Annotated in this window: 12 protein-coding genes; 6 read left to right on the top strand and 6 right to left on the bottom strand. The window is 36.4% G+C overall.

Going from position 1 to position 18,528, the window contains the following annotated elements:
- Positions 1 to 142: 142 nt before the first annotated feature.
- The gene (locus BLQ00_RS15640; RefSeq protein WP_093145259.1) at positions 143 to 4,660 is read right to left on the bottom strand and encodes a T9SS type A sorting domain-containing protein; all 4,518 of its coding nucleotides are present in this window, start codon (positions 4,658 to 4,660) and stop codon (positions 143 to 145) included.
- Between the two features lie 118 nt (positions 4,661 to 4,778).
- On the opposite strand from BLQ00_RS15640, the gene BLQ00_RS15635 reads away from it, so the two are divergent.
- Both BLQ00_RS15635 and BLQ00_RS15630 read left to right on the top strand, forming a co-directional pair.
- Positions 4,779 to 5,792, top strand: a complete 1,014-nt coding sequence (locus tag BLQ00_RS15635) for an SAM-dependent methyltransferase (RefSeq protein ID WP_093145258.1) — start codon at positions 4,779 to 4,781, stop codon at positions 5,790 to 5,792.
- A gap of 129 nt (positions 5,793 to 5,921) precedes the next feature.
- On the top strand, positions 5,922 to 6,950 hold the full coding sequence (locus tag BLQ00_RS15630; protein ID WP_093145257.1) for an SAM-dependent methyltransferase: 1,029 nt from the start codon (positions 5,922 to 5,924) through the stop codon (positions 6,948 to 6,950).
- Between the two features lie 51 nt (positions 6,951 to 7,001).
- On the opposite strand, the gene BLQ00_RS15625 is transcribed toward BLQ00_RS15630, so the two are convergent.
- The 3 genes from BLQ00_RS15625 to htpG all read right to left on the bottom strand — a co-directional run bounded on the left by BLQ00_RS15625 (position 7,002) and on the right by htpG (position 10,156).
- On the bottom strand, positions 7,002 to 7,532 hold the full coding sequence (locus BLQ00_RS15625; protein WP_093145256.1) for a phage tail protein: 531 nt from the start codon (positions 7,530 to 7,532) through the stop codon (positions 7,002 to 7,004).
- A gap of 21 nt (positions 7,533 to 7,553) precedes the next feature.
- Positions 7,554 to 8,084, bottom strand: coding sequence for a phage tail protein (locus BLQ00_RS15620; RefSeq protein WP_175445476.1), 531 nt, complete (start codon positions 8,082 to 8,084; stop codon positions 7,554 to 7,556).
- Positions 8,085 to 8,266: 182 nt separating this feature from the next.
- On the bottom strand, positions 8,267 to 10,156 hold the full coding sequence (htpG, locus tag BLQ00_RS15615) for a molecular chaperone HtpG (protein WP_093145254.1): 1,890 nt from the start codon (positions 10,154 to 10,156) through the stop codon (positions 8,267 to 8,269).
- Positions 10,157 to 10,365: 209 nt separating this feature from the next.
- Here htpG and BLQ00_RS15610 point away from each other — a divergent pair, with 209 nt between their 5' ends.
- Both BLQ00_RS15610 and BLQ00_RS15605 read left to right on the top strand, forming a co-directional pair.
- A complete protein-coding gene (locus BLQ00_RS15610; protein ID WP_093145253.1) occupies positions 10,366 to 11,034 on the top strand; it encodes a TetR family transcriptional regulator C-terminal domain-containing protein in 669 nt (222 codons plus the stop codon).
- Positions 11,035 to 11,055: 21 nt separating this feature from the next.
- On the top strand, positions 11,056 to 12,366 hold the full coding sequence (locus tag BLQ00_RS15605) for an ABC1 kinase family protein (protein WP_093145252.1): 1,311 nt from the start codon (positions 11,056 to 11,058) through the stop codon (positions 12,364 to 12,366).
- Positions 12,367 to 12,556: 190 nt separating this feature from the next.
- Here the strand turns inward: BLQ00_RS15605 and BLQ00_RS15600 are convergent, their stop codons facing one another.
- Positions 12,557 to 15,010, bottom strand: coding sequence for an alpha/beta hydrolase family protein (locus BLQ00_RS15600; protein ID WP_093145251.1), 2,454 nt, complete (start codon positions 15,008 to 15,010; stop codon positions 12,557 to 12,559).
- A 138-nt stretch (positions 15,011 to 15,148) separates the two neighbouring features.
- On the opposite strand from BLQ00_RS15600, the gene BLQ00_RS15595 reads away from it, so the two are divergent.
- On the top strand, positions 15,149 to 16,156 hold the full coding sequence (locus BLQ00_RS15595) for a 3-oxoacyl-ACP synthase III family protein (RefSeq protein ID WP_093145250.1): 1,008 nt from the start codon (positions 15,149 to 15,151) through the stop codon (positions 16,154 to 16,156).
- A gap of 528 nt (positions 16,157 to 16,684) precedes the next feature.
- Positions 16,685 to 17,044, top strand: a complete 360-nt coding sequence (locus BLQ00_RS15590) for a CoA-binding protein (protein WP_093145249.1) — start codon at positions 16,685 to 16,687, stop codon at positions 17,042 to 17,044.
- Here the strand turns inward: BLQ00_RS15590 and BLQ00_RS15585 are convergent.
- Entirely contained in the window at positions 17,015 to 18,460 is a 1,446-nt protein-coding gene (locus tag BLQ00_RS15585) for a sodium:solute symporter (protein WP_093145248.1), read from the bottom strand. The genes BLQ00_RS15590 and BLQ00_RS15585 overlap by 30 nt on opposite strands.
- Positions 18,461 to 18,528: the final 68 nt, after the last annotated feature.

The raw sequence follows: 18,528 nt of genomic DNA, 5'->3' as shown, positions 1-18,528 counted from the left end.
TCAAGTTTATTTTATCTATTTCTGAATACTGGAAAATTAATGCCGCAAATTTTCAGGATCAAATTAGTTTGAACGCCTCCATAAAAAAAGTCCGTTCCTTATTTTAAAATAGGGAACGGACTTTACTAATTAGACTTAGGATTTAGTCTTTAAGTACTCTTTTGGTAATCGTTCCTGCTTCTGTTGTGATTTCAACAAAAAATAAGGCGCTATTCAATGTTGAAAGATTTATTTGAGCATTTGCTGTTCCTTCAATTTTAGTGCTTAGCACGATTCTTCCTTGTAAATCGTACACAGTTGTCTGTGTAATTGCTGCATTAGGCGAAACAATGTACAAGCTATTCTGTGTCGGATTCGGATATACTGAAACGGAATCTAAAGCGACATCGTTTGTTCCTAATATTTGATTTTGGAATACTATTTTAAAACGTTTACTATAAGTTGCTTCTCCACTTTGGAAGGTGTAATCGCCTTCGTTTAAGTTGGTCACAATTCCAAGTTGACGGTCTACTACATACACGGTAGCATTTTCAATATTTATTCCTTCTACGTTTTGAAGTGAAATACGATAGTCTTGTAATTCTTTCACTTGCGTTGAGAAGCTAAGACCTACTGAAGCCTCCATTTCAAAAGCACCTAATGCGTTTATAGCAAGTTCTTCTCCTGTTGCCAATTCGGAATATAAAGATACTGGTGTCGCTATGCGTTTAATATCTGCGTGTGCTTCAAAAGTAGCTGTTGTGTTTTCAGAAAAACCGATTAACGTGGTGCTTCCCAGTCCGTAAGCATCGTTGTACACATTAATCCACAAACGGTCTCTTTCCGAAGCCATTGGCCTTCTATAGGTGTCATTGGGTCCTGTAACACGCATAGCATTGTTAAAGGTCGCTATAATTCCTGCGGAAGCTGCTTTCACTCCAAAACCTTGTCCGGAAGATATTATGTTTGTAGGAGTTGCGCCTCCATTTGCAGCGGGGATTCCCCCCATAGATTCACTATACATCGAGATGTCTCCCATGCTGAAATTCGCAGCATTATAACCAGGATAGGTTAAAGATAAAGGCGTAATGTGCTCCCAGAAATACAATACATCGATCGCAGTATTGGCAGGATCAGCGTAAAACGCATCGGCATTAATTGCTGAAGCATATGGATTGGAAATGATATTCGGACTTGAATTTTGATCGGTGTTATATAGTAATGGTTTTGTTATAACTCCATTATTCAAGGTTCCTTGTATGTAATCATGTATAAAACTTCCACTTCCTGTAGTATTGGGTTGTGGGAATACCATATACCCTTCAGCAGGGTTGAGTGCCCCCGTTTGTGTTAACCAGTTGTCACCATTATCATCTGCGAAATTTTCAGCAGAAGGAAAAGCAGCGGCAACCGCAGGATTTGGGATAAAGTTATTTGTATTATGGTTCCTAACAATATACGCATTCGCATATACCCCTTCTCTAGTTTCCGAAGTCATAGGGCTCCCCATAATCATAAATGTTTTTTCAGCTAATACAGGTGTTGTTTTAACAACACTTATCTCTCCATTGTTGGTAACACTAGCATTATCGTTTGATTGGACAATACTACCTTCATTTGTTACTCGTAAAGAAGTACCAATATTAACAGTAATATCGTCTGTAGCTTTTAAATACATACCATCGGTAATTGTAACAGTACTAGTGTTTTCAATTTCACAAGTACAGGTGTCAATATTCAAACCCACTACTGCCGAGTTATAATCAGATGAAAAAACAGCGTGAGTTCCTAAATTAGGAATTCCGCCACTCCAGCCTAGTGAACTGTATTCTGTAGTGAATGGTGCAACACTAATTACACTACTACATGAGTCACTGTTTCCATTCTTGTCAAAAGCGTATAAAGTAACCGGATAATCACCAACTTCTGTACAGGTGTAGGTTGTATTTGCTGCCGTGGTTCTAATCGGCATATCTACAGTAATTTCATAAGTACCTATACCGGTATCATAGTCACAAACGGACATATAATACGTCTTATCAGCCACTAAAGAAACTACATTTTCTAATGGATTATTTCCATTATTATTGAATGTTGAAAAACTTACAAATTCAGTTCTAGTATTATACTCCCCACTGTTCGGAATCGGCGTGTCATCCCAGATTAGAAGGAATAATCCCCCGCCAGACATGGTACCGGTAGCATTAAAAGTATAGTCACCAGAGGTTGGTACTGTAAATACAGAGGCTTCATAAGGAAAAGGTGCTCCAAATATAAGCTCATCAGTAGGGCTAGAAAGTGTTGTTTCGCCAGAAAAAACGGTTGTTTCAAAACCTAAAAATACAGTTCCGCTATCATCTGTTGAACCATTATTTACAACAGAAGGAGTAATTGTTGCGTTTCCATCAGAATCTAAAAATAGCGTGGTCGATTGGCATATTGCAGTAGGAGGGGTATTGTCCTCACAGAATTTAAAATTATCGATTGCAATGTATTGGAAAGAACCACCCAATTCAACTTCAATTTCATCAACATCTGTGATGCTATTATTAGCGCCTCCTTCGGTGGCAAAGTTCCAATTATAGAATCCTTGATTCGATACAGTACTAGTAGGGAATCCAGTTGATTTTGTAACTGAGAACACTACACTTCCGTTGAGTTTTCCTCTAACGGTTAAAGTACCATCGTTTGTAGGGACAGGGCCATCTACTATGGAAGATACAAAAACTTCCATGTTACCCATTAAAATTGTAGATGCGTCTGTAACAGAAATAGAATAAGTTTTTCCAGTTCCTTGGTCAGATAAATTATCTAAGTAACGGTCAGATCCACCAGCACCTGCGTCTATAAACTCTGTAACACTAAAATTAGTAGTTGAGGTTGTAAGAGGTACTATTCCTGTAGTCCATGTAAAAGTATTGTTTGCTAAAGCTTCAAAAGTTTCAAGATCACAAGCAGTAACGATATGTAGTTCTCCTGAAGTAAATGGGTCTGGAGGTGTATTTCCATCGGCATCTTGAATATTGGTTCCTGGATTTAAATCTAAACGAATGCTTCCTTCTCCAAAAATTGAATTAACGGTTACCGTATAGGTGTTGCCAGATCCTGTAATTCCCGAAACAGCTCCAGCAGCACTTCCAGTAAGGTGTACTGAAAAATCATCAGAAGAAACGTTGAAAGCGTTTTCGTTGAAAATAACTTCGTAGCTAATATTTGTAGCATTAGCAGCGGGGTTTCCTATAAGTTTAATGCTTTGAACGATAGGAGGGGCTGCAGTTGTAATTTCTTCACAATGTTCAAAATTGTCTACTCCTACATATCGAAAGCTCCCGCCTATTTGTATTTCTAATTCGTCAATATTGGTTAAGCTATAATCTGCCGCTCCTTCAGTTGCAAAATCAACTATATAAAAACCATTGTTTACACTAAAATCTGTAGGAAATCCTGTAGATTTAGTAATCGTATAAAGTGTAGCTCCTCCTAGTTTTCCGCGGAAAGTAACAGATCCGTCATTTGTTGGATTTGCTCCATCTACTTCCGAAGAAAGATACATGTCTAGTGCTTCAATATTAAATAAATCAGTTCCTGTTGGAGTGATGTTATAAATTTTTCCAGTTCCTTGATCGCTTAAATTTGATAAAAATTTAGCGGAACCGCCAGCACCGCCTCCAGGGAAGTTTTCTATGTCAAAATTCGCAGAGCCTGTGGTGTAGGTTACGCCGTTACTGCTAAATGTAATGTCTCCAGCTGTAAACGATTCGAAAGTTTCTTGAAAACAACGTGATACCGTGTGTGTTTGTCCTGCCGTAAAAGGAAAGGGAGGTCCGTTTCCAAGGGTGTCTGTAATATTTGTTCCAGAGAGTAAATCAATACTAATCGTTCCTTCTCCAGAAATACTACTTACAGTTACGGTGTATGAAGTTCCACTTCCTGAAATATTAGAAATTGTTCCTGTGGTACCAACACCATCCACGGTGAAATCGTCTGTAGAAACATTGATTGCGTCTTCATTAAAATTTACGGTAAAATCTACAGAAGTTGCTGTACTATTAGGTGTTCCTACAAGTGCGATAGATTGTACGATAGGAGGGTCTGCTTCTAGCGATTGGTCGCCAAACACAAAATTATCTATCGATACGTATTGAAATGCTCCACCAAGTGTGATTTCAATTCGATCTATATTAAGTGATGTATAATCTGACGATGGATCTGTAGCGAGGTTTAAAAAGAAAAAACCATTGGCTGTTCCCGCATTGCTAGTAGGGAACCCTGAAGTTTTGGTGTAGCTGAAAACTGTTGTGGCACCAGACTTCCCCGTAAATGTTACGGTTCCATCATCGGTAGGAAAATCTCCAGTTGCTACAGACGAAACATATACTTCCATTGATTTAAGAGTAAATAACGAAGCACTACCGCCCGTTAATGTAATCGTATTTGTTTGTCCAACTCCTGGATTGTCAAAATTGTCTAAAAAATAATCGGAACCGCCTGCTCCTGCAGAGCCAAAAAATTGGACATCAAAAACAGGATTTCCCGAGGTAGTAAATGTATAGCCGTTATTGGTGAATGTAGTAGCGTTTTCTCCTGCTGTTTCAAAGTTTTCTGTGTATTGCGCACTCACTTCCGAAAAAGAGAAGAGCGTAATTACTATATAAAAGAGTATATTGTATTTGTTTTTCATAACGTTTAGGTTTTAATTTGGGTTATTTTTTTTGAAAGGTTTGACTTTTCAAAAGTACTTAATATGGTTAGTCATTTGTATACGTAGTTTTACGTATATTTAAAAAATAAGTAATTGATTGTCAGTAGATTTTAGGTTATTAAAAGTAATTACTGTAGCGCTTCTAAAAACAACTTCGGAAGCGGATGAGGTTCGTGCTGCACACTCTTTAGCAACCTATTACGAAACCTTGTTAAAAGCTTCTGTTTCTGATGCATCTTATGAAAATACAGAAGCTTCAGCCTTAGAAGGCGGCATTGCTTTATCGTCGCAACAAGCGCTCGATTGTATGCAAGATCCTTTGCGAACCGTTCGATTTATAAAAGGAACATACCATGCCATTTTAGCCGCTATTTCCCGATTTCCTAACCAGAAAATTGAACTTCTGTACGCAGGTTGTGGCCCTGGAGCTCCGATTGTGATTCCGTTGCTATCTATGTTTTCTTCGGAACAAGTTTCAGTGACGTTACTCGATATAACTGAAAGTTCCATTGCTTCAGTTTCAGAAATAATCCTTCAGTTGAAACTAGAAAATTACATTCGAGACATTGTATTAGCAGATGCTATTCTGTATAAATTTCCTGAAGGTATTCCGTTACACATCCTTGTTTCAGAAACCATGGATAAAGGATTGACAAAAGAACCTCAAGTTCGAATTATTCAAAATTTAGCCCCACAATTGGTAGAAAACGGACTTTTAATTCCGGAATCAATAGACCTTTATACAGAGCATTCTTTTTACTCGAAAGAACCTTATTTTGATATCTATAAAAATGTTTTGGAGTTGCCTCCTCCAATTAAAACGGTAGGTAGACAATTGCTTTTTAGTATTGATAAACACATTCAGAAGCAAAAAGCATTTGAGTTTACGAGCAACGCTATACAAGTACCGGTACATTTTAATGACACTCCCGATATTTGTGTCTATGCTGTAATTATCGTTTTTAAACCCATACAACTTCCAAAGGGTAAAACACAAATTAGTAATCCAGTTTGTGTTGCCTCGCTTTATAATTTAAAAGAGACTTCTTACAGTTTACAGTATACCACTAAAGCAATTCCCTCGTGGACTTTTTATGAGTTAGTACCTTGAAGCGAAGGTAAAGCTTGCGAGCATAAGTTGCCCAGAAAAGGTTTGTAGTTGTTGATTTTCAGTCTCTTAGTTTTATTTACATATCTTTAATTTTTAGATCAAAGAAATCAATGTAGCAAGGGGGATTTAATGAATGCACAACTAAAAAAGATAGATGACATCGCTTCTGTACTATATGCAGACACGATGCATTATGGAAAACTTTTAGAAGCATGTAAAAATTTAAGTTTGCTTTTAAATGGAATCACAGCTCCTAGTTTCTCTTCCTTAGATGAAGATACTGCAGCTTATACTAGTTCAGGAAAAGCAATTTCCTTTAAATGGGCAGGTATGTGTATCGATGATATTATACGTACAAAAAAGTTTAGTCATGGTTTGTACAAAGCAGTTAAGAAGGTACAAGAGACCAAAAACGGAAAAGTACATATCGTATATGCAGGGACAGGTCCTTTTGCAACATTGACTATTCCGTTACTTTCAAAGTTTACAGCTTCAGAAATTACATTCACATTGTTAGAAATTAATTCGGATAGTTTTGAAAACCTTAAAAAAGTGATTTCTTATTTTAGTGCCGAAGCTTATGTTTCTGTTTTGGAACAATGTGATGCTGCTCGCTATAAACTAAAAACGCCAGAAGAAGTGGATATCATTATTTCTGAAACCATGATGGCAGGATTAAAAACAGAACCCCAAGTTGCAATTACGTATAATTTAATGCGTCAAGTGCCAGATACTACACTCTTAATTCCGGAAGAAATTACCTTAAACATTATTGCTGTCAATAAAAAACAGCGCTCTTTAAATAAGCAAAGTATAGACACACGAATTCCTTATTATACAACTTTAGCTTCCGTTTTTACAGTGTCTAAAAGCACGGTTAGAGCACATCAAGATGCGTTTATCGAAGCGTTTCCGAAGTATCAATTTCCAGAAAACACTTTAGAAATTCCTAATGATATACAACGAGGGTATGATCAATTGAATATAGAAACAGTTATAAAAATCTTTGATGATGAGGTGCTTGAAATCGACGAGAGCGGATTAACGGTATTACTTCCATTACTAGAATTGAATCCTATGCTAGAAACAATAAGTAGTATGGAGACACAGTATGTGTGTGGAGAAAATCCTGGACTTATCTGTCGGCCAAAAATGTAAAAAAAAAAGCCAATCCGTTACAGATTGGCTTTTAAAATCTAAATTCCCTTGTTAATTTCTTGAAGGATAAATTCCAAAAAGGCAAATAATGTAATTAACAGCAAGGTAAGGTTGCATGTTATCTACTTGAGTCCCATTTCCTCCAGAACTTGCTGAATTTAATGTAATGTCTGGTGCTGCAGTATTAAAACCTTGTATTGCAGTAAAGGTTCTGCCCTCTGTTGTTCCGGGTGTCGCAATGGTAGCTCCAGGTGTCGCCGCAGTTTGTGTGGCATTTGCCGAACTTACTTTCACTGGGATTTGCGGTAAATTTGCGGTAGTAATATGTGTTGCTGCGTTACCACTGCTATTACCTTGTTTGTAAGTTGGTTGTCCCGGTCCAGTTCCAAAGTGTATAGGAGCTCTTCCTCGTAAATCAGGTAATGCAAATGTAGTGCGTCCATCTCCGCCATACATGGTACCTAATAATGAAAAAAGAGCCGAGTTATCAGCAATGCTCATTAATTGTCCATTACACAATGCCCATCCTCTTGGAGCGAAATTCCCTCCAAATAATAATATTTCTCCTGTAAATGCATTCATAATATTTAAGTTTTTTTAGAGTTAGTTTCTTGAAGGAAATAATCCCTGAAGACAAATAATGTAGCTAAGTGCTAAATAAGGTTGCATATTATTGATGGGAGTACTATTGCCTCCAGAAGTAGCAGGATTTAGTTGTACATCTGGTGCTGCTGTATTAAAACCTTCTGTAGCTGTAAATGTACGACCTTCTGTAGTCCCAGGTGTAGCAATAGATGCGCCAGCTGTTGCAGCAGTTTGTGTGGCATTAGCAGAACTTACTTTCACAGGGATTTGTGGTAAGTTTTCATACTTTAATGTTCTTGTAGTATTTCCACCACTTTGGCCTAATCTGTAAGTAGGTTGCCCTGGTCCAGTCCCTTCGTGTATAGCAACTCTTCCTCGTAAATCGGGTAAAGCGAAAGTTGTTCTTCCATCCCCACCATAAGTAGTTCCTAAAATTGAAAATAATGCTTGGTTTGATGCTATCGCTAGTAACTGCCCTTCGCAAAAAGCCCAGTCTCTTGGAGCAAAGTTTCCTCCAAATAACATAATTTGTCCAATAAATGATTCCATAATATTTTTGATTTAATTGGTTAGTAATCAAGAGCTAAGGTAATTATGTTTTTAAGTAATTGCCATACGTATAATCACGTATTTATTTGTAGGACAAATAGATAGGTTCATTTTTGAGCATAAAAAAACCTCCTTCACATAGTATGAAGGAGGTTTTAAGAGTGTAATTATCTTAAATAAGACTACTTAATAATCTCGTAACTACGTTTTATAAATGCAGTAAGCTCTTCACCTTTTAAAAGGCCTTTACTTAGTTTCGCTAAATCTAACGCTTGATTCACCAAACGCTCTTTTTTCTTTTGCGTTTTAGTATTTAGAATTTCTGAAACCAATTCGCTATTAGTATTCACCACAAGGTTGTACATATCTGGCATATTACCCATACCAAACATACCGCCACCACCTGTTTGTTGCATCTCTTTCATACGACGCATAAACTCAGGTTCGGTAATCATAAATGGGTTTGCCGAACTGTCCATCGCTTCTAATTGCACTGAAAACTTTGCCGCAGGAATCACTTCCGTTAGGTATGTTTTAAGTGTTTCTTTTTCTTCTTCGGAAAGCTTAGAAATTGTAGTATCTTCTTTCTTGATAAGATTGTCAACATGATCTCCATCAACACGTACAAAAGATACATTCTCATTGGTTGTTTCTAACTTCTGAATTAAGTGAGATACAATTGGAGAATCTAAAAGTAATACTTCGTATCCTTTTTCTTTAGCAGCTTCAATGTACGAGTGTTGTTCTTCTTTGTTTGAAGCATAAAGTACAACTAACTTGTCATCCTTGTCTGTTTGCGCCGCTTTAATCTTCTCTTTTAATTCTTCAAAAGTGAAGTACGTATCGTCAACGGTTGGGTATAATGCAAAACTTTGTGCTTTTTCAAAGAATTTTTCTTCTGAAAGCATTCCGTATTCAATAACAATCTTAATGTCGTTCCATTTCTTTTCGAAATCTTCACGGCTTTCATTAAACAAACTCTTCAGTTTATCGGCAACTTTACGTGTAATGTAGCTTGAAATCTTTTTTACAGCACCGTCTGCTTGTAAGTAACTTCTAGAAACATTTAACGGAATGTCTGGTGAGTCGATCACACCGCGAAGCATTGTTAAAAATTCTGGAACAATTCCTTCTACATTATCGGTAACAAACACTTGATTTTGGTACAGTTGGATTTTGTCCTTCTGCATGTTCATATCGTTTGTCATCTTCGGAAAGTAAAGAATTCCCGTAAGATTGAAAGGATAGTCAACATTTAAGTGAATATGAAAAAGAGGCTCCTCAAATTGCATCGGGTACAATTCACGGTAAAAACTCTTATAGTCTTTATCTTCTAATTCTGAAGGTTGCTTTGTCCAAGCTGGTGAAGGGTTGTTAATAATGTTATCAACCTCTACTGTTGGCGCTTTGTCTTCTTCTTTCGCATCTTCAGGTTTTGGTAAGGTTTCAGTACGCATTCCAAATTTAATCGGAATCGGCATAAACTTGTTGTACTTCACCAACAACTCATTGATACGAGCTTCCTCTAAAAATTCTAACGAATCTTCAGCAATGTGAAGAATAATTTCAGTCCCTCTGTCGGTTTTGTCTGAAGTTTCAAGCGTATAATTAGGCGATCCATCACACGTCCAATGTGCAGCCGGTTCATCCTTGTAGCTTTTAGTAATGATTTCTACTTTTTCAGCTACCATAAAGGCAGAGTAAAAACCTAAACCGAAATGCCCAATAATTCCGGCATCTTTTCCGTTTTGATCTTTGTACTTCTCTATAAACTCTTCAGCGCCAGAAAAAGCAATTTCATTAATGTATTTTCCAACTTCTTCTTGCGTCATCCCTAGACCTTGGTCTATGATGTGAAGTTGTTTGTTCTCCTTGTCAATTTTAATTTCAATTTGCGGATTACCATAGGTCACATTCGCTTCTCCTATGCTGGTAAGATGCTTCAATTTAAGAGTTGCATCAGTTGCATTCGAAATTAATTCACGAAGAAATATTTCGTGGTCACTGTATAAAAACTTTTTAATTAACGGAAAAATATTCTCTACCGCTACGTTAATAGTTCCTTGGCTCATAATATATATTGTTTTAATAATTTTTCTGAAAAGGTATAGACAAATAAAGTACCAATTCATGTAGCTCTGACATCATGTCACAATTCAGCGTTTTTTGTCTTGTAAAGTTTAACAAAACATTCTGTTTCACTAATAAAAACAAACGTTAAACAATTCGTATCTTTGAGTCTCTAAATGATTCTAAACGAGATACTTTAAATACAATTACCATGGCTGCAAAACAAGTTACCAAGAAAACCCAAAAAAACACATCCGATACCATTATAGATGCCTATATGAAACAGGTTATGGAAAGTGAAATGTTTCCGAAAAGCATCTATAAATTTTGTAAAGAACATAATTTTTCAGAAAAAGAATTCTACGATTCATTTGCTTCATTTGACGGAATTCAAAAAGAAATTTGGAACAGTTTTTTTACCAATTCAATGCAATTGGTTCAAAAAAGTAAGGGCTACGACTCGTTAACCAATAAAGAGAAGATGCTCACTTTTTTCTATACGTTTTTTGAAATCTTAACAGCCAATAGAAGCTACGTATTGTTTGTACTGAAAGAGCATAAGGAAATAATGAAAAATTTAGTGCAACTGAAAGGACTTCGAAAGTATGTAAAAGGATTTGCTTCTGAATTAATTGCGGAGGCGAACGAAGAAAAATCACTTTCATTTTTAAAACAATCTGAAACTGTATTTTCTGAAGGTGCCTGGATACAAACCCTATTTTTATTAAAGTTCTGGATGGACGATGATTCTCCTGCTTTTGAAAATACAGACGTAGCCATTGAAAAATCGGTACGAGCTATTTTCGATGTGTTTGAAACACAGCCCTTGGAAAGCCTTCTTGACTTCGGAAAATTTTTGTGGAAAGAGAAAATGGCGTAATTAATTTTCTAAAAACAGTATATGAAAACAATAGATTCAATCCCCACTAATAAAATTCAAAGAGCCTCTAAATTAGTAAGTACAGGGGTGAAAGTTGGAGGAAATTACATAAAGTATTACAGTAAAAAACTGGTGAATTCAGATCTTTCCAAAGAGGAATTGAATGAAAGTAATGCGGAAGATATTTACGACGGACTAAAAAGCTTAAAAGGAAGTGCCTTAAAAGTGGCGCAAATGCTTAGCATGGAAAAGAATATTATGCCTAAGGCGTATGTAGAAAAATTTTCATTGTCACAATTTCAAGTACCACCACTTTCTGCGCCATTGGTGCGAAAAACCTTCCGTCAGTATTTTGGAGCCTCGCCAGAAGATTTATACGATACTTTTGAAGCAGAAGCAACAGCAGCAGCTAGCATCGGACAAGTACACAAGGCTACAAAGGACGGTAAAAAGCTTGCGGTAAAAATTCAATACCCAGGCGTTGCGAAAAGCATCAGCAGCGATTTGGCGATGGTAAAGCCTATTGCCATGAAAATGTTTAATATTAAAGGAAAAGACAGCGATAAATATTTTCAGGAAATGGAAGGGAAGCTACTCGAAGAAACCGATTACGTTCTGGAAGTAGCACAAAGCATTGAAATTACCAATTCGTGTTCTGTTATTCCAAATTTGAGATTTCCTACCTATTATAAAGAACTTTCAGGAGCACGTATTATAACGATGGATTGGATGGAGGGCTTGCATCTTTCAGAATTTACAGCCATTAATAATGACAAAGAAAAAGCAAACTTAGTAGGGCAGACCCTTTGGGATTTCTACATGTATCAAATGCATGTATTAAAACGCATTCATGCCGATCCGCATCCAGGAAACTTTTTAGTGGATTCGGAAGCAAATTTAATTGCGATTGATTTTGGATGTATTAAAGTAGTCCCAGATTCATTTTACAATCCTTATTTTGAATTAGCGAAGCCTGAGAATATTAACAATCCAGAAATATTTTCAGAAAAAATGTTTGCATTGGAAATTTTAAACGAAGATGATTCTCCAGACGAAATTAAATTTTTCTCTGCTCTTTTTCATGAAATGCTAAGTCTGTTTACAAAACCATTTCATGCAGAAACCTTTGATTTTTCAGATAAAAATTTCTTCGGAAAAATTGCAGACTTGAGTGATAAGTATTCTAAAGACACAGAGTTGCGAAAAATGAATGGAAATCGTGGTTCAGAACATTTCTTGTATATCAACCGAACCTTCTTTGGTTTGTATAATTTGTTACACGATATTGGAGCTGAGGTTGTTATTGATAATTATAAAAATTACGTTAGGTAAACTTTAACAAAACTTTGGTTATCCTATTAACATTTTAACCTAGCCAGCTTCACTATATTTGCTGTATAAAGTGGGATAATAGAGAAAATTGCTATGAAAAAGTAAAATTAAATCTATTATTTTATTGGTTAGGTTGTTTAAAAGGGCGCATTATATGCGCCCTTTTTTCATTTTAGACAATGATGTTTTTTTACTTTTTTAATTCTGAAGAAGGTGAAATACGGTTTGCTTCTCTATTTTTCACATACTTTTCTAACCAAGTGTCCTGTTCCCATAAAAGATGAAGTATACTTTCTTTTGCACGATATCCGTGACTTTCTTTCGGTAACATCACCAATCGAGCGGTTGCTCCAAGTCCTTTTAATGCATTAAAATAACGTTCGCTTTGTAGCGGATACGTACCCGAATTATTATCGGCTTCTCCGTGTACTAAAAGCAATGGTGTTTTCATTTTATCGGCATGCATAAAAGGTGACATTGTGTAATACGTTTCGGGTGAATCCCAATAACTACGCTCTTCACTTTGAAATCCGAAAGGAGTAAGTGTTCTATTGTAAGCACCACTGCGTGCTATTCCGGCAGCGAACAAATTACTATGACTCAAAAGGTTTGCGACCATAAAAGCACCATACGAATGACCACCAACACCTACGCGATTACGGTCAATATATCCCAAGGCATCTACGGCATCAATAGCTGCTTTTGCATTTCCAACCAACTGTGACCGAAACGTATCGTTAGGTTGTTCGTCGCCTTCACCAACAATAGGAAAAGCCGCGTCATCTAATACCACATAACCACGAGTTACCCAATAAATAGGAGAGCCATAATACGGATAGATAAATTCGTTCGGATTCGTGGTGTTTTGAGAAGCACTGTTTTTATCCTTAAATTCTCTTGGATACGCCCATAAAATCATCGGCATTTTTTCTTTTTTAGCCATATCGTATCCCACAGGTAAATACAAGGTTCCTTGTAAGTCGAGTCCGTCGTCACGTTTATAAGAAATCACTTCTTTATGCACGCTCGATAAGCTTTTGTATGGGTTGTCGAAAGAGGTAACCGGTGTAAGATCGTTTTCTTTATAGATGTTTCTAAAGAAGTAATTAGGGTATTCATTTTGAGATTCGATACGCACCAATATTTTTCCTTTCTTCATATCGATGGCAGTACGTAAATCTTCCAGCTTATCGGTAAATTTAGATTCGTAAATGCGTTCTGCTTTTTGAGTTTTAAGATTGAATTTATCAACAAAAGGGAATTGTCCTTTTTCAGAAAAACCATCACCCATAGCAAATAAGGAACCATCAATAATCTCTAATACCGAACGATTATATTGATTTTTCTTTTTCACGAAAGTTCCAGGATGACTATACCGATCTTGATAATTGCGGTCATGAACGATGATAGGTGTTTCCGAAGCATTAGAAGGGTTAAATTGATAGGTTTTCGCATTGCGATCGTTCCACCAATAATCGTACGCCATAGCAATGTTATCGGTACCCCAATCGATATCAGAAAATCGATTTTTAGTTTTTAATAAGAGGTTTGGTTTGCCTATAAACGGAGCAGCAACCTCATAAATCGCATCGCGATATTCCACTTTAATTTCTGGGTCACCACTATCCAAAGCTTCTGCCCAATATAAAGTAGCAGGTTTGTCATCTCGCCAATCCATGTCTCTTTTGCCTGTTCGTGTAGCCATGAATCCTTTAGGGCGAACTTCACTTAATGCCACGTCATTTACTTGTTGTAACAACTTTCCTGAAGTGTCATAAATATTACTTTCAAAAGGGAATCTGTAATATGGTACTAGGTATGAAAAAGGTCTTTTAATATGACTAATCATTACAAATTTCCCATTGGGAGAGAAACTAATATCGTTATACATATTGCGTGGTAAGAAATCGGTAATCGTACCATCGATGCTTACCTTTTTAATTTCTGAATAGGCTAACTGTTCAAAATTTTGTTCGTCGTTCGGGTTTTTTAATAAATCTTGATACGTTCTATTTTGCGCTTTTTCACCTTCGCTTACAGATACAGTAGGGCCTTCAGGAACCGCTTCACTGGTGTTTATTAATTCTTTTCTGTTCTTCGGAAGCATTTTTACAAGTAAGTTCTTGCTGTCTTCGAACCAAGTGATTGCATTTCGCATATTCGCGTTTACTTGAGCTGGAGTAAGCTTTTTGGCGGAAGCTTTTTCAATATCTAACACCCAAACTTCCACTCCTGAAGCAGTAGTGTTTAAAAAAGCAAACATCTTTTCGTTAGGAGATAGATCAAAACTCGAGAGTCTAGCGTTGTTAGGTAACCCAGAAATGCTTTTTGCGTCTTTGTCGCTGGCTTTTTTTACCTTGAGATTGTTATAATAATTTGTTCTGCTACCAATGTTGGTTTTGGGATTGATTCGTAATCCAGCAAGGCGCAGTTCAGTTTCAGACAATTCTGAAATAGATTTATACGCATCGCGATACAGCAACACAACATTTTCCCCTTTACTGTCTATAAAAACCGATGGAGCCAATGGAGCATCCACAAGGGATAAAATTTCTTCAGGAGGTTGTTGGTAGGTTAATTTGTCTTGTGCAAAAAAAGGAATAGAAAAAAGTAAGAAACAAAAAATGCTGGAAAGGTTTTTCATAGGTTTTTTTTTGAAAAGATACTTAATATTAGAATTACTCACAATTCATTAACTATGCAAGCATAATAGATTTCCAATAAAAGTTTCCTGCTGTTCTTCCGAATACTTATATTGCTATGCTAGTTTAAATATTAAATAATGTATACATCAAAAATTACGGGTTTAGGGAGCTACGTTCCTGAGAATGTGGTTACCAACGATGACCTTTCAAAATTAATGGATACCAACGATGCTTGGATACAAGAACGTACAGGTATTAAGGAGCGAAGGCATATAAAGAAAGGTGATGGAAATTCAACGTCTATCATGGGAGTGAAGGCAGCTACAATTGCCTTAGATCGTGCAGGGTTAAAACCAGACGATATCGATATGATTGTTTTTGCTACTTTAAGTCCAGATATGTACTTTCCGGGAGGAGGTGTGCAGGTTCAAGAGCTTATGGGAATGCGAACCATTCCAGCTTTGGATGTGCGTAATCAATGCAGCGGATTTGTATATTCAATGTCGGTAGCAGATCAATTTGTAAAAACAGGAATGTACAAGCATGTTTTGGTGATAGGAAGTGAAAATCACAGTGGAGGTCTGGATATGACAACCCGCGGAAGAGGTGTCTCTGTAATATTTGGAGATGGAGCTGGAGCTGCTGTTGTTTCTAGGAATGAAACTGGAAAAGGTGGAATCTTATCAACACATTTGCATAGTGAAGGGGCGCATAAAGACGAATTGGCTTTAGAAGGACCTAGTACACAACATTGGGTGCCAGAGATTATTGCTGAAAACCCACAAGAAGATATTCCGTACTACCCACATATGAATGGAACATTTGTATTTAAACACGCGATTGTTCGTTTTGCTGAAGTCATTCAAGAAGGATTGGCTGCAAATGGATTGAATGTAGCCGATATTGACATGCTAATTCCACACCAAGCAAATTTGAGAATCTCTCAATTTATTCAGCAAAAAATGAAATTGCCAGACGATAAGGTTTATAATAACATCCAAAAATATGGAAATACAACCGCAGCATCTATTCCTATTGCTTTAACCGAAGCTTGGGAAAAAGGAAAAATTAATGAAGGAGATTTAGTCGTTCTAGCTGCTTTTGGTAGTGGATTTACGTGGGGAAGTGTAATTATAGAGTGGTAATAAAAAAGAAACCTGCTTAGATGTAACATCCTCACAGGTTCAATACTGAAACTCCCCAATTTCAGCTTTATAATGTGCAAGTTTAAAACTTCTAATTGTAACAGGAAATACCCTCAATAGGTGATATTTATATAAATAGCAAAAGCCTTCCTTAGTACTACTTCGGAAGGCTTTTTAGTACCTATTAATTTAAAATTTTTTAAAGGCTAATTCAAATAAATTATAAATTGTCGATTAGGTAGTATACTATAAGAGACGCTCAAAAATTCAAAATGTTGCACTTTAAGTAAATTTTAACACTCTGAAGGATTTGTTTTTAAAAAAAACAAGCCCAAAATCTAGAATCTTGGGCTTGTAACTTTACTGCTATTATTAACACTAACCATCAACGTAAAAATTTTCACAGTAAAGCAGAAATATTTCTATTATATAGACGGCTAGAAATCTGATATGTTACATTGCAATTCTACTTTTAACGTAGTTTTATGAGTTAAAAAAAAATGACGGAGTATTTTGCATAAAAAAAAGATGATGAAAACATTGGTTGTTGGAGCAAGTTTAAACCCTTCGAGATATTCTAATTTAGCCATTCATAAGTTGGTGGCTCACAAACAAGAGGTGGAGGCCATTGGGTTAAAAGAGGGGGCAATTGCGGGGGTTCAAATATCTACTGAAAATAAACCCTTTGAAAATATAGATACAGTTACCTTGTATTTAAATCCGACGCGACAAGAAGCTTTTTATGAGTATATTTTATCACTGAAGCCTAGGCGTGTCATTTTTAATCCTGGGACGGAAAATCCAGACTTTTACGAATTGCTTCAGAAAAATAACATTGCTTATGAAGTAGCGTGTACATTAGTTTTGTTGGGTACGAATCAATACTAATCCTAAAAAGGTTAGGGCGCCATTCAGAATAAGAATAAAAAAGCCAAATTCGAAATTAAAATATTGTTCACTCAGGGAGCTAATTGCAAATCCTAAAAAAGGAGTGGCAATGGCGATTAGAGGAACCCATTTGTCTTTTATGCTCCATTTGGTCATCATTCCGAAAGCATATAGACCAAGTAACGGTCCGTAGGTGTATCCCGCAAATGTAAATAGTTTGGCAATTACTGTTGCATCTGCGATTACATATTTAAAAAGGATAATAACAACGACTAATACAATCGACATTAAAATGTGAATTCTTTTTCGAATACGAATTTGCTTTTGCGCGTCAAATTTCTTCTCAATATCTAATATGTCAATACTGAATGAGGTAGTAAGCGCTGTTAAAGCACTATCTGCACTCGAATAAGCTGCGGCAATTAAACCTAATAAAAAGAAAATTGCGATTCCGATACCCATATCCGATTGTACGGCAATAGTTGAAAACAACTGATCTTTATGTGCATCAATTCCATTTTGTTGCGCGTACACTGTTAATAAGACTCCTAAGGCTAAAAAGATAAGGTTTACAAAAGTGAGTACTACCGTAAACCAAAACATATTCTTTTGAGCATCTTTTAAGGTACGACACGTCAGATTTTTTTGCATCATGTCTTGATCAAGCCCGGTCATAACAATAGCAATAAAGGCTCCGCTTAAAAATTGTTTCACGAAATGATCTCCAGATTTCCAATCGTCAAAAAAGAAAATTTGTGAAAGGTCACTATCTGCCACAAAACTAAATACTGCCGAACCCGAAAGTCCTAAGTCGGTAGCTACATAATGTACAGCCACGCCTACAGCTATAAGCATAAAAAGAGTTTGAAGGGTGTCTGTCCATACAATGGTTTTAATTCCGCTTTTAAAGGTATACAACCAAATAAGTAAAATAGTTATGGTAACAGTAACCCAAAACGGAACGCCCATTGCATCAAAAATTAAACTTTGAAGCACAACAGCAACTAAATACAATCTAAAACTAGCTCCTATAATCCGTGACAATAGAAAAAAAGAAGCTCCTGTTTTATATGAATACTTTCCGAAGCGTCCTTCTAAATAAGAATAAATAGATGTAAGGTTTAATCGGTAGTACAATGGAAGTAGTACCAAACCTATCACGGCGTAGCCTACAGTATATCCTAAAACGACCTGAAAATAACTGAATTTTGATGCTTCAACCCAGCCTGGAACCGAAATAAAGGTAACGCCACTTAACGAAGCTCCAATCATTCCGAAGGCAACTAGATACCAAGGCGATTGTTTACCAGCTTTAAAGAAATCGGAATTGCTACCTCCTTTGTTAGTGAGGTAAGATATAAATACTAAAATTCCGAAATAACCAGCAATTAAAAGTAAAATATGTAAGGGTTGCATATATTTTGTGACGTATTGAGAAGGTTTTGTCAAAAATACAAAGATTATGAAAGCTTAGACTTATTTTT

This window comes from Ulvibacter litoralis, from assembly GCF_900102055.1.
GTDB lineage: Bacteria > Bacteroidota > Bacteroidia > Flavobacteriales > Flavobacteriaceae > Ulvibacter > Ulvibacter litoralis.
Note: the sequence above shows the minus strand (reverse complement) of the source record. Positions and strands in the feature narration are given on the sequence as shown.

What these genes read in the sequence shown, in the direction of transcription:
- BLQ00_RS15590 (WP_093145249.1), top strand. Translation starts at nt 16,685, where the DNA reads ATGATGAAAACATTGGTTGTTGGAGCAAGTTTAAACCCTTCGAGATAT.
- htpG (WP_093145254.1), bottom strand. Translation starts at nt 10,156, where the DNA reads ATGAGCCAAGGAACTATTAACGTAGCGGTAGAGAATATTTTTCCGTTA.
- BLQ00_RS15640 (WP_093145259.1), bottom strand. Translation starts at nt 4,660, where the DNA reads ATGAAAAACAAATACAATATACTCTTTTATATAGTAATTACGCTCTTC.
- BLQ00_RS15585 (WP_093145248.1), bottom strand. Translation starts at nt 18,460, where the DNA reads ATGCAACCCTTACATATTTTACTTTTAATTGCTGGTTATTTCGGAATT.
- BLQ00_RS15620 (WP_175445476.1), bottom strand. Translation starts at nt 8,084, where the DNA reads ATGGAATCATTTATTGGACAAATTATGTTATTTGGAGGAAACTTTGCT.
- BLQ00_RS15595 (WP_093145250.1), top strand. Translation starts at nt 15,149, where the DNA reads ATGTATACATCAAAAATTACGGGTTTAGGGAGCTACGTTCCTGAGAAT.
- BLQ00_RS15600 (WP_093145251.1), bottom strand. Translation starts at nt 15,010, where the DNA reads ATGAAAAACCTTTCCAGCATTTTTTGTTTCTTACTTTTTTCTATTCCT.
- BLQ00_RS15610 (WP_093145253.1), top strand. Translation starts at nt 10,366, where the DNA reads ATGGCTGCAAAACAAGTTACCAAGAAAACCCAAAAAAACACATCCGAT.
- BLQ00_RS15605 (WP_093145252.1), top strand. Translation starts at nt 11,056, where the DNA reads ATGAAAACAATAGATTCAATCCCCACTAATAAAATTCAAAGAGCCTCT.
- BLQ00_RS15630 (WP_093145257.1), top strand. Translation starts at nt 5,922, where the DNA reads ATGAATGCACAACTAAAAAAGATAGATGACATCGCTTCTGTACTATAT.
- BLQ00_RS15625 (WP_093145256.1), bottom strand. Translation starts at nt 7,532, where the DNA reads ATGAATGCATTTACAGGAGAAATATTATTATTTGGAGGGAATTTCGCT.